Annotated in this window: 14 protein-coding genes; 12 read left to right on the top strand and 2 right to left on the bottom strand. The window is 34.7% G+C overall.

Annotated elements, in window-relative coordinates; translation table 11 throughout:
- Positions 1–3: 3 nt before the first annotated feature.
- From MTZ49_RS13000 to MTZ49_RS12960, 9 genes are all read left to right on the top strand, one after another.
- Positions 4–696 carry a hypothetical protein gene (locus MTZ49_RS13000; RefSeq protein ID WP_201095348.1) on the top strand — a complete coding sequence of 231 codons (693 nt, stop codon included), beginning with the start codon at positions 4–6 and terminating at the stop codon, positions 694–696.
- A gap of 90 nt (positions 697–786) precedes the next feature.
- Complete coding sequence (locus MTZ49_RS12995) at positions 787–1482, top strand: hypothetical protein (RefSeq protein ID WP_201095349.1); 696 nt, start codon at positions 787–789, stop codon at positions 1480–1482.
- Between the two features lie 9 nt (positions 1483–1491).
- Entirely contained in the window at positions 1492–1902 is a 411-nt protein-coding gene (locus tag MTZ49_RS12990; protein WP_201095350.1) for a hypothetical protein, read from the top strand.
- Between the two features lie 178 nt (positions 1903–2080).
- Complete coding sequence (locus tag MTZ49_RS12985) at positions 2081–2770, top strand: endonuclease (protein WP_201095351.1); 690 nt, start codon at positions 2081–2083, stop codon at positions 2768–2770.
- 190 nt (positions 2771–2960) lie between these two features.
- Positions 2961–4772: a type VI secretion system tip protein TssI/VgrG gene (tssI, locus tag MTZ49_RS12980; RefSeq protein ID WP_264745951.1), complete on the top strand. Its 1812-nt coding sequence runs from the start codon at positions 2961–2963 to the stop codon at positions 4770–4772.
- A 26-nt stretch (positions 4773–4798) separates the two neighbouring features.
- Positions 4799–5620, top strand: coding sequence for a hypothetical protein (locus MTZ49_RS12975; RefSeq protein ID WP_264745950.1), 822 nt, complete (start codon positions 4799–4801; stop codon positions 5618–5620).
- A gap of 195 nt (positions 5621–5815) precedes the next feature.
- Entirely contained in the window at positions 5816–6004 is a 189-nt protein-coding gene (locus tag MTZ49_RS12970) for a hypothetical protein (protein ID WP_264745949.1), read from the top strand.
- Positions 6005–6030: 26 nt separating this feature from the next.
- Positions 6031–7401: a hypothetical protein gene (locus MTZ49_RS12965; protein WP_201095357.1), complete on the top strand. Its 1371-nt coding sequence runs from the start codon at positions 6031–6033 to the stop codon at positions 7399–7401.
- 5 nt (positions 7402–7406) lie between these two features.
- Positions 7407–8099 (top strand): hypothetical protein, encoded by a 693-nt coding sequence (locus tag MTZ49_RS12960; RefSeq protein ID WP_201095359.1) that lies wholly within the window; start codon positions 7407–7409, stop codon positions 8097–8099.
- A gap of 365 nt (positions 8100–8464) precedes the next feature.
- On the opposite strand, the gene MTZ49_RS12955 is transcribed toward MTZ49_RS12960, so the two are convergent.
- Positions 8465–9727, bottom strand: a complete 1263-nt coding sequence (locus MTZ49_RS12955) for a Y-family DNA polymerase (RefSeq protein ID WP_201095361.1) — start codon at positions 9725–9727, stop codon at positions 8465–8467.
- Positions 9727–10173 (bottom strand): LexA family protein, encoded by a 447-nt coding sequence (locus MTZ49_RS12950; RefSeq protein ID WP_236254059.1) that lies wholly within the window; start codon positions 10171–10173, stop codon positions 9727–9729. The genes MTZ49_RS12955 and MTZ49_RS12950 overlap by 1 nt, the downstream gene beginning before the upstream one ends.
- 285 nt (positions 10174–10458) lie before the next feature.
- Between MTZ49_RS12950 and MTZ49_RS12945 the strand changes: the two genes are divergently transcribed.
- The 3 genes from MTZ49_RS12945 (at position 10459) to MTZ49_RS12935 (ending at position 14379) form a co-directional block, all read left to right on the top strand.
- Positions 10459–10989: a hypothetical protein gene (locus tag MTZ49_RS12945; protein ID WP_201095363.1), complete on the top strand. Its 531-nt coding sequence runs from the start codon at positions 10459–10461 to the stop codon at positions 10987–10989.
- A 386-nt stretch (positions 10990–11375) separates the two neighbouring features.
- Positions 11376–13361, top strand: coding sequence for a MobH family relaxase (gene mobH / locus MTZ49_RS12940; RefSeq protein ID WP_201095365.1), 1986 nt, complete (start codon positions 11376–11378; stop codon positions 13359–13361).
- A gap of 34 nt (positions 13362–13395) precedes the next feature.
- A complete protein-coding gene (locus tag MTZ49_RS12935; protein WP_201095367.1) occupies positions 13396–14379 on the top strand; it encodes a tyrosine-type recombinase/integrase in 984 nt (327 codons plus the stop codon).
- Positions 14380–14579 lie beyond the last annotated feature (200 nt).

The following is a 14579-nucleotide window of genomic DNA, read 5'->3' as shown; positions in this document are numbered from 1 at the left end:
AAAATGTTAAAAGCAATGGAAACTATAGTGGCAACTGGCTATTCGAAATTAGCTGAAGAACTATATTACTTTGTGAAAAGTCTAGGGAAACTCCCTGATGGAAATGTAGTACTACGTATTTTAAACAGTGGTACTAGCATGAGTGATATAGGTAATAAGCTTAATTATCTTTTTTTGGAGGCTACAAAAGAGGCACTACTCAGTGGTGTATCTGATGAAAATCGAGAGAAGATAACTAAATTGCTAACATTAACCATTAATTTACAGGAAAACTCTAGGAAAGATAGCTTTCAAATTGGTTTTATGGGAACAATCGTAAGCCATGCAGATAGTGAAAGACTAGTAGAACTATATTACGCAATTAATAGATATGAAAAAGAGTTTTTAATTGCTGATTTAGAACCACAAGTATCATTCTCATTAGAGGCTTCTCAACAATTGATAGAGAAGTTGTTGGCAATAGATGGACTAGATAGTTATCTATTACAAACAACAGCAAAGCCTTGCGATAAGCAGGAGTTTGCTACTTATATTTTACAAACAGGACTTATTTATAAACTTTATCGTCAACGCAAGAATACTTACCTAATACGCCAAGTTAAAGCTGTCTTTAACAAGTATTATCGTAAGAGCCATTGGAGATTAGCTCACTTTAGTAAAGCTAATTTCTATGTGATTAACGTAAAAGAGAACTAAGTTCTTAAACACAACCCACTGGGGAAGCATTATTCCCTAGTGGGAATAGTGTTTCTCCAAATTAACTATTATTTATTTGGAGATTTTACTATGAGTCGTGTCATCGTGGCATTAACAGAAACTGGCTATTCACCTATTGCAGATAGTCTTTATGAGTATATTCAACTTCATGTAGATATGTTACCTGAAGAAGATGAAGTTATAGCGTTATTTAAAGAAAATGCAGGTAATTTATCAGAATATGGTCACAAGCTAAATAGATTGTTTATAGAGCGTGTACAACATATTTTATTAAGTGGGGTATTTTCACCTAATAAAGAACAGGCTAAAAAATTACTAAGAGTTGAGGAAATTTTCTGTGAGGAAGATTCCAGTAAAGATAGTTTTAAAATTAGCTTTGCTGGAATAACTTATCAAGATCCGACTACTGAAGAATTAGAAGCTCTTGATAAAATCATTGTAAATTATAGCCATACTTACTTACAGGGCAATGTAGAAGTAGCTAATACTTATACCTTATCAGTTCCTGCGGAAGTAGTGACTAAAATAAAAGAAATTGATACCGATGGTATTTGTGAGCAGATAGTTGATTACAGCTGTGGCGTATCCAGTACTCATATTATTGAGACAGGGTATCTACGAGAAAGTGGTGAAACATTAGGTCATCAGGCCCTTGAGTACTATGACGCTATTTGGAAAATAATCAGTGATTATATTCCAAACTTTATGGAGATTAAGGGGCATAAGCCTGATTTTTTAGTTCTTTATGTATCCTATGCAGATTAGGGGGTATTTATGAAAAATAAACTCTACTTTACACTGTGTCAACTAGAGGGTGCTCATATTGCACAAAATATCTATCCATTTTTGGTAGATTCAGGTCTTATTCCTGATGTTGAAGATACATTAGAGTTAATGTTTGATGCTTATTCAAGTGTTGAAGGTAAAATGACTACTGATGAAATGGCAGCATTTATGAATGTAGACCTAAGAGAAAGACTAAAAACATACATTGAATGTCATTTAGTCCAAGTGGAGAACAGAGAAAAATTGAGGGAGGCATTAGTTTATGATGAATACACTAATGTTAAAAATCCTAGTCAAGATCTGTTTTGTATATTTTTTCAAGGTAAAGGTTATAGTCCAACGGTTGAAAACATTGAAGCATTATGTAGAGCAATCAATGAGTTTGAACAAGCAATATAACTATTAACCATCTTTAAACATTTAACTTCTCCTATATACATAGAGATTTTATGATGAATGTCAGGAATTTTGATTTACTTATATCATATTTAAGAGAATACCATACTTTATCCAGTATCATATTCTATAGAGTATGATGCTTTTAAATTACTCTATTAAGGTGAAAATAAACTAAACTATGAGGTTAATTACTTTAATACTTGTACCTTTAGCCGCTCAAGCACAGCCAAGTACTTTCTTTGAAGCAAAGCAACTAACTAATCAAATCTACTTTGATAACAATACCGAACTTTACTGTGGATGTACCTACAATAAACATAAACAAATCGATTTAAATAGTTGTGGCTACAAAATTCGTAAGAATACCCAACGTAATCGTGCTGAAAGAGTAGAGTGGGAGCATGTAGTACCTGCGGCAGTGATAGGAAAACAACGTCAATGTTGGCAGAAAGGCAAACGTAAATATTGCCAAAATAATGATCCTGAGTTTGCTAAAATCGAAGCAGATCTGCACAACCTTATTCCTGTGATCGGAGAAGTGAATGCTGATCGTCAAGACTTCATGTTTGGATGGCTACCTGGTCAACCTTCTAAATATGGTCAATGTCAAACCATCATAGACTTTAAAAAACGTAAAATAATGCCTAGACAAGAAGTAAGGGGTATTGTGGCCAGAATTAGTCTCTATATGTATGATCGTTATCATTTACGATTATCAACACAAGATAAACAACTTTTTCAAGCATGGAACAAAGCTTATCCTGTTACTCACTGGGAAAAAACTAGAAATCAACGTACTGCTTGTATTATGGGATGGGGCAATAACTATATTTCAACAGTTGATTTAACTAAATGCCAAACAAAATAAATTAAAAAAATAATATGAGTTTTATGACGTACTAGAATAATTAAAAGTCGTTATGTAATTTAAATAAATTCTATAAAATGTATGGTTAATTATCATTAATGGTGCTGTTAATGCAGTAGGGGGATGATAATTATATGAGGAATTACATACCTATGTACAAGTGATAACATAGGTTCGAAGGAGTAACGAATTGTTTTATAATGCTAGTGAAACTCATTTTCAATTATTTTGGGACGACTCTTCTGCACAAAATAATCAACTATCAATAGCTGAAGAACAACCTAAAACAGCAATAGATAAATTACAAATATTATCTTTTCAAGGAGTCGAAGGTATATCAACACCTTATGCTTTTGAAATAACCTTAATTAACAAACATATCCGTTTTGATATTACTCAACTCCTAAGTAAATCAGTCTTTATAAGTTTTACTCCTGAAGGCACATCTGGTAATGGTACGCATGGAATTGTACAGAGTGTTAAAAGAGGGCCTATAAGCCAACACTATACAACCTTCTCTATTATCATTACACCACGTTTTACTAACCTAATGCGTAGAGTTAATCAACGCAAATTTGTTCAAAAAACTACCCCTGATATTATAAAAACCATCTTAGAAGAACATGGTCTGATGGAAGGAGCTAACACTGGCTTTGAATACAAATTCAAAGAAAGCTATCCAGTCAGAGATTTTTGTGTTCAATACGATGAATCTGACTACCATTTTGTGTCGCGCCTTTGCCAAGAAGAAGGTATTGCATATTACTTTCAACATGAAAGTAATGGTCATAAAATGATTTTTACTGATGCCATGCCATTCTTTCCAAGCATAGCAGAAGCAGTTAAATACATGAGTGATACAGGCATGGTTGCAGACCAACAAGCCTTAAAATACTTTGATGTATCACTTGCTTCAAAAACTCAAACAGCAGCATGGCGTGACTACAACTTTACCAACATGAAAATCCCTGAAGGGGCTAGTCAAGGTAAACAAAGCCAAAAAGGTAACGAAGCCACAGAACCAAACTTAGAACACTACGACTATCCAAGTTCAGGTATGGACAAAGCCAGAAATGAACAACTGGCTAAAATACAAATTGAACGTCTCAGAGCTAACCACCTAACAGGTGATGGATATTCAGACATTCCAGATCTACACAGTGGTTATTACATCACTATCGAGGGACATCCTAGCCTAGATACAATGGATGCTGACAAACCTTGGCTAATTACCCAAATAAAACATAAAGGCTATCAACCACAAGTTTTAGAAGCCTTTGCAGGAACAGCTAGTGCAGCCAGTACCACTATACCTAGTCAACTGCATAAATATCTTGATATAGATACCCAGTTAGAATTTTCAGTAAATGACCAACAACAAGGTTATTTCAACGTATTCAACGCCATTCCACAAGATGTGCCCTACAGACCTGCTTTAAGACATCCAAAACCCAAAGTACTAGGTTCGCAAACAGCCATTGTAACAGGCGCAGCAGGTGAAGAAATCTACTGTGATGAGTATGGACGAATCAAAGTTCAATTCCATTGGGACAGAGAAGGTACATACGATGAAAATAGCTCCTACTGGATCAGAGTAGCAAGTAACTGGGCGCATGATGGCTATGGTACAGTTGTTATACCTAGAGTAGGTATGGAAGTGATGGTAGATTTTCTGGAAGGAGATCCTGATCACCCCATAATTTCTGGAGCAATCCATAATGGCGTTAACAAAGTCCCTTATGACCTACCTGCTAATAAAACTCGATCCGTATTTAAAACAAGCTCATCCAAAGGTGGTGTAGGTTCTAATGAACTAAGAATAGAAGACAAAGCAGGGCAAGAACAAATCTTTGTACAAGCACAGAAAGATTATGATCAACTCACTAAAAATAATCATACCGTACAAGTTAACAACAACAGCCACCTACAAGTACAAAACGAACACTCAGAAACCATAGTAAAAAACAGATACACCAAAAATAAAGTGAAGAACATCATTTAACTGAACTAGATCGTAAAACTCAAATCATGATGAACGACTACAAAGATGTAGCTATAGCAGAACATACCACAGTAGGTACAGTAAAAACTACAGAAGCAGGGATGGAAATTAATCTAAAAGCTGGAATGCAATGTATTATTGATGGTGGCTTATCCCTAACCTTAAAAGCAGGTGGTCAACATATTGTATTAAATCCCGCAGGGATATGGATGACAATGCCAGTATGGACTGGTGGTGTACCAATGGAAGGAACACCTGCTATACCAGTTCCACCATTAGCCAAAGAAAATGCAGTGGCACCGACAGTAGCTCCACCCATTATCTATAAAAATGGTTTTAAGCAAATAGCAGAAAAACAACAAGGAATCTATAGAGGAACGCTTACGCTTATCGACAACAAGCAAACCCCCATAACTGACAAATACTACAAAATAGTCACTGACCAAGGTACTGTTTTAGCTGAAGGTTTTACTGATCAGCAAGGTAAAAGTATAGAAGTAGCAACTAATGAAGGACCAGGGGCTAAAGTATATATAGGTCAAGGTGGTTGGACATTCTCAGAACAAGTGCTGCTAGCTGACAGAAATGAATGTTCAGGGTGTAGTAGTGAAGACACTCAATACAGAGGGCAACTAAACCTCGTAGACAAAAATCAAAATCCTATAGCAGATGCTTATTACAAGATAGTAGGTAGTAATGGCGAAGTATTAGCTGAAGGAATAACAAACGAACAAGGTCAAAGTGAAGAAGTTGTATCCTATACTGACTCTGAAGCAAAACTTTATTTAGGTCAAGGTGGTTGGGTACTAACAGAACAAGTAACTATTGAAGAAGAGTGCTGTTGCTAAGGAGTAAAAAATGACAGATCACAGCCAACATAACCACAGAGCGACTGCACGAATACAATTTATGGGACAGTTCGAACCGATAGTAGGAATAGGTTATCGCTTTAAATATTCTTCTGAAGAGCCTATAGAGGGTAAAACAGATGATGCAGGATATACCAAAACCTTAATAGCTGATAACAACATAATAAATAGCGAATGCGAATCAATGAGCTATATCAAAATGGATTCAGACACTATGCCTATCACCTTGAAGTACAACGTGATGATGGATCTTGGAAAGAAATAGGTGATTTTCAACTAGAAGCTGATAAAGAAAAAACCATTACAGCACAAATAGAAACCATTGTTTTACCTTTTAAACTAGAACTTGTAAAAGGTCTATAAGGCTAATGGAAAAGGAATTGTAGAGCATGACAACTACCGTAGCAGAAGCACCTCAAAAAACAACAGTTGGAGCGAAAGTAATAAGCAATACCAAAGGCGATAATTTGGTACAGTTTGATGTGACTTATTATATTAAATTCAATGTATATCTGGGAGGAATGATCCTTTCAGCGGGGAACTCATTACCCTATATTTGGGTATGTTCAGATAGCCCTAATAGTGGAACATGGACTGTAGCTAAAACAGGAACGACCAATGGAGGGGTGACTTTACCAGTAAGTAATACAGGGCAATATCGTCTATATATAAGAGAACCCCAAACATCCGATAAAGTGGGGGGCAAATTTACAATTCCTTTTCATGCATCTAGGTACGTTAGTTTACCTGCTAGAGCAGTACAGCCTCTATATGCAATTGATGTAACTGATGCAGCTGACGGTCTGGAAATTAAACCATTATTTCCTATTGAATATCCTTCTAGGCCGACAACAGGGGCAACTCAGAAAGTCTATCCAAAATTAGGTGCAAAAAAAGCACTAAATAATAAACATACATTAAAAGCTCCATTGAATATGGGGGATTACAAAATAACTTATCAACTATGGGCTGATGCAAGTCAAGCTTATGGAATACTTAACTCTTATATTGCAAAAGCTAAATATAGTGATGCTTTAAAAATTTTATACAATGGTATTTTCTTGCCTGAAGTAGTGAATAAGCAAGAAACAAAAAATGGTTGTGTTTTATTATTTAAAGATGGAAATATAGAGCGAAAATTGATCTTTCAAGACAATTCTACACAAAATGCTAGAGGATATAAATCATTTGCTAGTGATAAAACAATGGCAGCAGAAGAGGCTATTAGAAGAACTCACCCATCCGTATTTGATTACTGGCTTAAAGTGATGAGTGATTTTAATATGGTATCAGCAACAGTTAGTAGTGCTTGGCGACCTGCTATTGGATCTATATATCATCGTTACTCATTGGGGTTAGATATTAATAAATTTACTGCTAAAGTACTAAACCCTACTACTAAAAAAACTGAAGAAGTTAATGTATCCTTAACACGAGAAACTGGAAATAATGGTGCCACATGGTCACCCGTAAAAGTTAGTGAATTAACATCAAAAACTAGCATGGCTAAAACACTAACTACAAAATTATATGTTTATCTAGCTCAAGATAGAATATCTTCTACTAGAGAAATAAAGATTGAAGCTTTAGAAATGAATTTTAGTTTTTTAGGTATGCCTAAATTAGGATGGCTAGGTGCTCCTTGGGCAATGACATATACAGACCTTGGAATCAACTACAAAAGTGCAAAACCTGCAATAGCAACTAATTATGACCATCGTCATCATCTTCATCTAACCATTAAAGATGATTTGGAATAACTATTATGAAATTTATAAAATGGCCTGTTTTTATATTAATATTACTATTGAATAATGTTATACATGCTAATGCCTATAACCCTGAGTGTGAAACCTCTAGGGTTAATTGTGATACACCATTGCCTTCTCCACCAAAATCTTCTTTAAAAATGACAAAAGAAGATATCAACAGGCCTCTTAAAATATCACGTGTAACGAAATGGGATATAAGAGCCATAGTTGCTATCGGAGCAGGGGTATTTGAATTTGATCAACAAGCAAATGTAATTAATAGCAACGGAGAGCCTATGACAGGTTATCTTGTTGAATTCTTAAATGAAGATAATAAACCTTTATGGAAAGGGAATGATAAAGTTTATTATTGGTATCGACCAGAAAGAGATACTGGTGACAATTTTAATGATCAAAGTTTATTAACAGCAGGAGATGGTATTTTTATTGATGCAGGTAATAGAATATGTCCTGCCAAATGGATAGCTGAAGAATATACAGCTTTTGAAATTGATTACGCAGAGTATTATTTAGATGGTAACTGTACAAAGGCTACAAGAAAGAAAATTGGAAAAAACACATTCTGGATATACCCAATAAATGAAGAGCAAGACTCTTTTTATTGGTCCATTCAACAGATTAAAGATCCTATAAAACCAATGTATGATGCAGATGGAGATTGTTTACTGTATTGTGATAAATTGTGAAGTATAAAATCTTACTAAGACCATTACAGAGTATTTTGCATATAAGAGCATAAGCAGTTTTTGTTAAGTCATAAAAGGAACAAAGAAGGTGCAATTATTAAGTTTCATACTGCTTACTCTAATGGATAAGTTTAAGCCAACTCCAAAACTAAATGTCAGCATGCGGCCTAAAATAAAGCCAAAACCTCGTAGAAGAACCAATAAATTAGGTATTTTTCTGGTTCTAACAATCTTCTTGTCAGTGCTTGGAGTGCTAGCATTAGGAGTTAAATTCGTTGTTAAAAAAATTAAAAACAGAAATAAAAAACGAATAGAGCAACAGACAACAGAGTAAGGAAAAGATAATACTACCTATTTTTTAAGAGTTAAACTTTAACAACGGGTAGTTCATTCCATCTGGTTGTAAAACGCTTACTGAGAAAGTTTCGTTTTATACTTGTGTTAGCACTAGCTTTAGTACAACCCACTTGTATAGTACCTCTTCCCATCTTACTATTAATCTTATCAATGGTACCCATCAGTTTATCACGACTTTGTTTCTCAACTGGTTGTGAAGAATTAAATAAGTCTAATTGCATACGATCTTTATCTATGAGATCCAGTAACATAATACCTGTTTTCATAAATAAATAGTTCTTACGATAAATAGCTTTTAATCCTTCTTTAGCGGTATTAGCAATTACACTGGTATCATCAGTAGGAAAGGGTAAAGGAATAACAATAGAAGGATTGTATTGTGGGTGACTTTCTTGAAAGCGATTTGTTTTCAGAAAAACCATTACAGCTTGTGCAACAGAGTTTTGTTTTCTTAACTTTTCAGCACCTCTATTAACATGTAATCTAATGGCTTGACTCAAATAATAAAGATTACTTGTAGTATGTGACAAACTTCTTGAAGTCATTATATTCTTTTTGGGAGTCTCAAAATCATCTAACTCAATACAAGAAACTCCACGTAACTCAAGAATAGTACGTTCCAAAAGTACTGAAAAATGCTTTCTAATATACTTTAAATCGGCCTCTCGCAACTGCCAAGCAGTTTCTATTCCCAATGATAATAATTTAGTAGCGATTCTACTGCCAACACCCCATATCTCTGAAGTAGGTAATTCCTTTAATAGATCATCTAATAATGTATCATCGGCATTTAAAAGACAGACTCCCTCATATTCAGGATTCTTTTTTGCTACATGATTGGCTAGCTTCGCGAGGGTTTTACTGGATGATAGACCAATACTAACGGGTATACCTGTATTACGTTTAATGATCTTTCTTAAATGCTTACAATAATCAACAGGATTGGCATAAGCTAATAAATGAATAAAAGCTTCATCTATTGAATAAATTTCCAAATCTGAAACTTCCTCATTAATCGTGTTAAATACCCTTCGGCTCATATCTCCATAAAGCTCATAATTAGAACTAAGTAAAGTGATATGTTTACGAATATCAGGAGATATTTTAAAAGCAGGCATTCCCATAGGCACAAGAGGCTTAATCTCATTAGAACGAGCTATGACACAGCCATCATTGTTGGAAAGAATACCTATGGGTTTACCTTCAAGTTTTGGGTTAAATACACGTTCACAAGAAGCATAAAAGTTATTGCAATCAATAAGACCAATCACTAACTTCTACCTCTTAAAGAATGAATAGTATGTATGACGACACCCCATACATGAACATCTTTATCCTCTAAAGGAATAGTAGGGTATTCAGGATTGCCAGAAACCAAACAAAGTGAATTAGGCATATAAGCTAAACGTTTACAGGTTAACTCACCATCAATAGCTACAATTAAAATATCACCAACTTTGGCTTCAAGAGAACGATCAACGACTAGTAAATCACCATCAAATATTCCATACTCAATCATAGAATCACCTGCTGCTCGAATGTAGTAGGTAGCACTAGGATGTGGAATTAAATGTTCTGTAAGATCAAGTTTAGTTTCTAAGTAGTCATCAGCAGGTGAGGGAAAACCAGCTCTAACGGGGTTATTAACAAGCGGTAGGTAACGTTCAACGACCTCACGGACACCGCCAAGTACAACAGCACGGGTTATTCTGTCCAAGAGAAAATCTCCAAAAAAATTAATACAATACAAAGTCCGTAGGCCAAAATCCCTAGGCATCATGCTCATTATTTTTGGAAATGAATGCGATAAATAGAGTTATCAAAGAGGATAAAACAAAAATCATAACTGAATGATATAGCTATAAATTTATGTTAGTCAATAAGAATTATACGACTTTGGTCTAATATCAGCATTTTATGCACTGAAAAATAAAATATAATGTAATTATTGCGAATATGTATTTAGGTAAGGTTTTTAGATAGATTACATTAAGGAAAAGAAATGACAATACAACAGACTGTTACTAAAGAGACATATGATTTTCTAAAAAAGTTTGAAAGCAATTTCTGTTCTCTTCCTAATGAAGAACTGCTATCTATTAATAGTTTTAGTCTTTTATGGATGCTCTTTGAAAATAGACTACTAAATAAATCTGCTTCAGCCCAAAAAATTATTGATAAAGTTAATGAATTGAAAAAAGATAATAAGTTATCTAGTATATTTTGGATGCCACATCTTAATTATTTTCAAAATAGATACATTTCAAATGATGGTACAAATTATTTATTTGATGATCTGTATTTTCGTAAACCTGATAAAAAAGAACTAGTTAAAGCTGTTTTGTTGGGGGAAACAAATGAACCTGAAGAAACGCTTGCTGCAATATTGATAATTGTTTTACGTTTACGAAATAACCTGTTTCATGGAGAGAAATGGTCATATGGAATTAGAGATCAACAAGATAATTTTAAACAAAGTATTGATCTATTAATATCCTGTTTAACAAGGTTTATTTATGAGAAAGATTTGTGAGATAAATCCTTTTCTTAATTCAACTAAAGACATGCGCTCCAAGTATTCTTAATACATTATCTGCGTCATTAATATGTTTTTTCCTATAATTATGCTTTAAAAAAATAACACATCTTTCAATAAGCATTTATTGGTAATAATAAATCTCAAGATTATAAAATTAGTATTACATTAGTTGAAAAAAAGAACACAGTTAAATGGAAATGAGTAATTTCTATTTAACTATATTCCTACGAGGGTAAAAGGCGTAAAAAGGTCAAAAGGCTTCTAAAAGGCTAAAGGGAAGGGTAATTAAGGGGTAAGGGGCTTACCCTAAAAAGGCTTAAGGACTAATTAAAAGGCCAAAGGGAATATCCTCCACCTCGCTGCGCTCGTCGGAGAAATACATGCTCATTAAACTACGAACACTACTTGGGTTGGTGGATAAAAAGACCATACCCAGTGAAGTTAAACATAACTTGCAACAGGGTTATTTACAGCCATTATCGGCAAAAGAACTACTGCAAACAGACCTAAGACAAGCGATATTAAGTCATATATGGCAGCATACCTCCTTATCTAAAGAAAACTTCTACACCATCTATCTACTGCCTATAGAACGCTATGCTCAACTGGTACAACAATTCCCTGCCTCTGAAAGCCACCACCATGCCTATTTAGGTGGAATGCTAGATCATGGTTTAGAACTGATCGCCAATGCCCTAAGATTGCGTCAAAGCTACTTATTACCACCTGGAGCACCACCAGAAGACCAAGCTGTCCAAGCCGATGCTTGGACAGCAGCTATCGCCTATGGAGGACTACTCCACGATATAGGTAAAATTGCTGTCGATATACATGTACAGCTACAAGATGGAACACACTGGCATCCTTGGATGGAACCAATCAAACAACCCTATCGCTTTAAATACATCAAAGGACGCGACTACCATCTACATGATGCAGCAGCAGGGCTACTCTACAACAAAATCATTGCACCAGAAATAATGAACTGGTTATCCAACTATCCAGAACTGTGGAGCAACCTACTTAACTTACTAGCAGGGCGTTATGAACAGGCAGGTGTGTTGGGTGAAATTGTTAACAAAGCGGACAAAATCTCTACTGCTAAAAATATTGGAGCTAATCCTGACAAAGCTATCCAAGCTCCTAACAACTCACTTCAGAAAAAACTGATTACAGCCTTACAACACTTGATTAAAAATGAATTGATCATCAACAAAACACCAGGTGATGCATGGTTAACCAACACAGGCTTGTGGTTAATGAGCAAAACAGTAGCTGACAAAGTAAGAGCCTACCTACTAAGCAATGGATTTGAAGGCATTCCTAGCAACAACACCAAACTATTTGACGAACTACAATCCTTTGGCATTATCCAAGCCACAGAAGAGGAAAAAGCTATATGGAAAGCCACTGTGAGCGATCAATCAAACAACTGGCAACAAGAATTCTCTCTGATCAGAATATTGCCTACCTTAATCTGGAACAATACAGAACAAACACCTTCAGTATTTGATGGAACTATTGCTTTTAGTGAAGATAAACCAACCAAAACAACCAATGAACCAGAAATAAACCTATTGGCTGAACCAACTGTTAAGCAAACAAATTTAGACACGGGTCAAGAACATAATCTAATCAATAATACTGATAACACAGTCAACCTATTAGAAGATACGCCAAGCAATATACTTACTCAGTCACCTGTCAAAGAAACCAAAAACTTTGAACTTAATACTGAAGATGATACAGATAACATACTTGCGCTATTTAATGATGATATAACCCCAGAAAGATCAGAAATAAATGATGAAATCAATAATACAGAATGTAAAGAAGTAGTAAATAAAAATAAACAATCGTTTGAAATAACAGAAAAAATAGACAACCCAGAAAAATCACAACCAGCCTTTATTATCAATGCACAGCAAGAACTTTCACCCAAAGAAATAGGTAAACACTTTGTAAATTGGCTTCAATTTAAAATTGAACATCATAAACTACCTATCAATGACAGCAACGCCAAACTACACATAATCGAACAACAGCTCCTCATAGTTTCACCAGGTATCTTTCAGCGATTTACTCACGAACACCCTGAAATAGAACAACTTAAAGCAAAATCGATCAAACTGGAAACATGGCGTTGGGTACAAAGAGGGTTTGAACAACAAAAACTCCATAAAAAACGACCCGATGAACTCAATATATGGCAATGCGAAGTCAAAGGGCCACGTAAAAAGGGCAAAATCATTCAAGGCTATTTATTAAATTCAGAATCGTTTTACAAAGAATTTATACCTCATGACAACCCCTTTTTAACCTTAAAAACTGAAACAGAGACACAGCAAGATAACTTAAGCAATTAATGTGCTATATGATTAAACATCAGGAAATTAGATAATGGTACCCGTTATATATACCTGCCAAGAACTACTTGAAGAATTTTTATTCTCCCGAATTATTCGAAAAGATACAGTCAGCAGCTATCGTAAAGCTATCAACAAACTACAAACACTCCTTAATGAACACCAAGGAATGGATATCCATAGCATTGAGCCTAAACTACTACTTACATGGCGAAGAAAAGAACTTAACCGAGGATTAGCCTATGTGAGTTGGAACACCTATATTAGGCACCTAAAAGCCATCTTCAACTACGGTATAGAACACAACCTACTCCATTATCCTAAAAACCCCTTCTTAGAACTCACTGTTCCAGTACCTAAAAAAAAGAAAAAAACCATTACTGAATTTTCAATCGTACTGGCTAGAGAATATTTAGAAGAGACTCAAGCAAAGGATCAACAAGGGCAACCTGTTGGCAAACTACATCCTGTATGGTTTTGGCGAACAGTCTTTGAAACTTTCTATTATACAGGTATTAGACGTAACCAACTCATTCATTTGAGACTCAGAGACGTAGACCTAAGAAACCAATTAATTAACATACGATTCGAAGGCTCAAAGACTCATCGAGAATACCAAGTACCTATCTGCGATAGCTTATTGCCTTGGCTAGAAAATATTATCCAAATAGCTGTTCGCAAAGGGTTTAACAAAGATGACCAACTCTTTAATGTTAACCGCTATACCTTAAAAGCTAGAAAAAACCTAACCAAAGAAATGACCTTAGACAGAGTATCTAATGTCTTTCAATCCCTTTCCATAGAACTCAGCAGCAGAATCACCCCACATCGTTTCAGACATACACTAGGAACAGACCTGATGAAAGACCCTGATCGTAATCTGCATTTAGTCAAAGATTTGATGGGGCATACTAACCTAAAAACCACCTTAGAATATATAGAAACGGATATTAGCTCCATCAAGCAAATATTAGATACTCGTAACACATTGAAAGGACGAAAATTTAGTCAGGTTTAATTGCTTGTAATACTAATAGCTAATATATTTTAGATAAATATTCTTATATTTTAAAAAGTTTTTTAAATTAATGCGGAAATAACTCATACTATCATGAGTCTAACTCATTATAGTACTCTATTCAAAATTTAATAAAACTCTATAAAACACAATATGTAGTAATATTTATTTATATTTCCTCAATATGGTGTGTTTAAAAT

Origin of the sequence: Entomomonas sp. E2T0 (assembly GCF_025985425.1) — a bacterium.
GTDB lineage: Bacteria > Pseudomonadota > Gammaproteobacteria > Pseudomonadales > Pseudomonadaceae > Entomomonas.
This window is presented reverse-complemented; position numbering and strand designations above follow the sequence as displayed.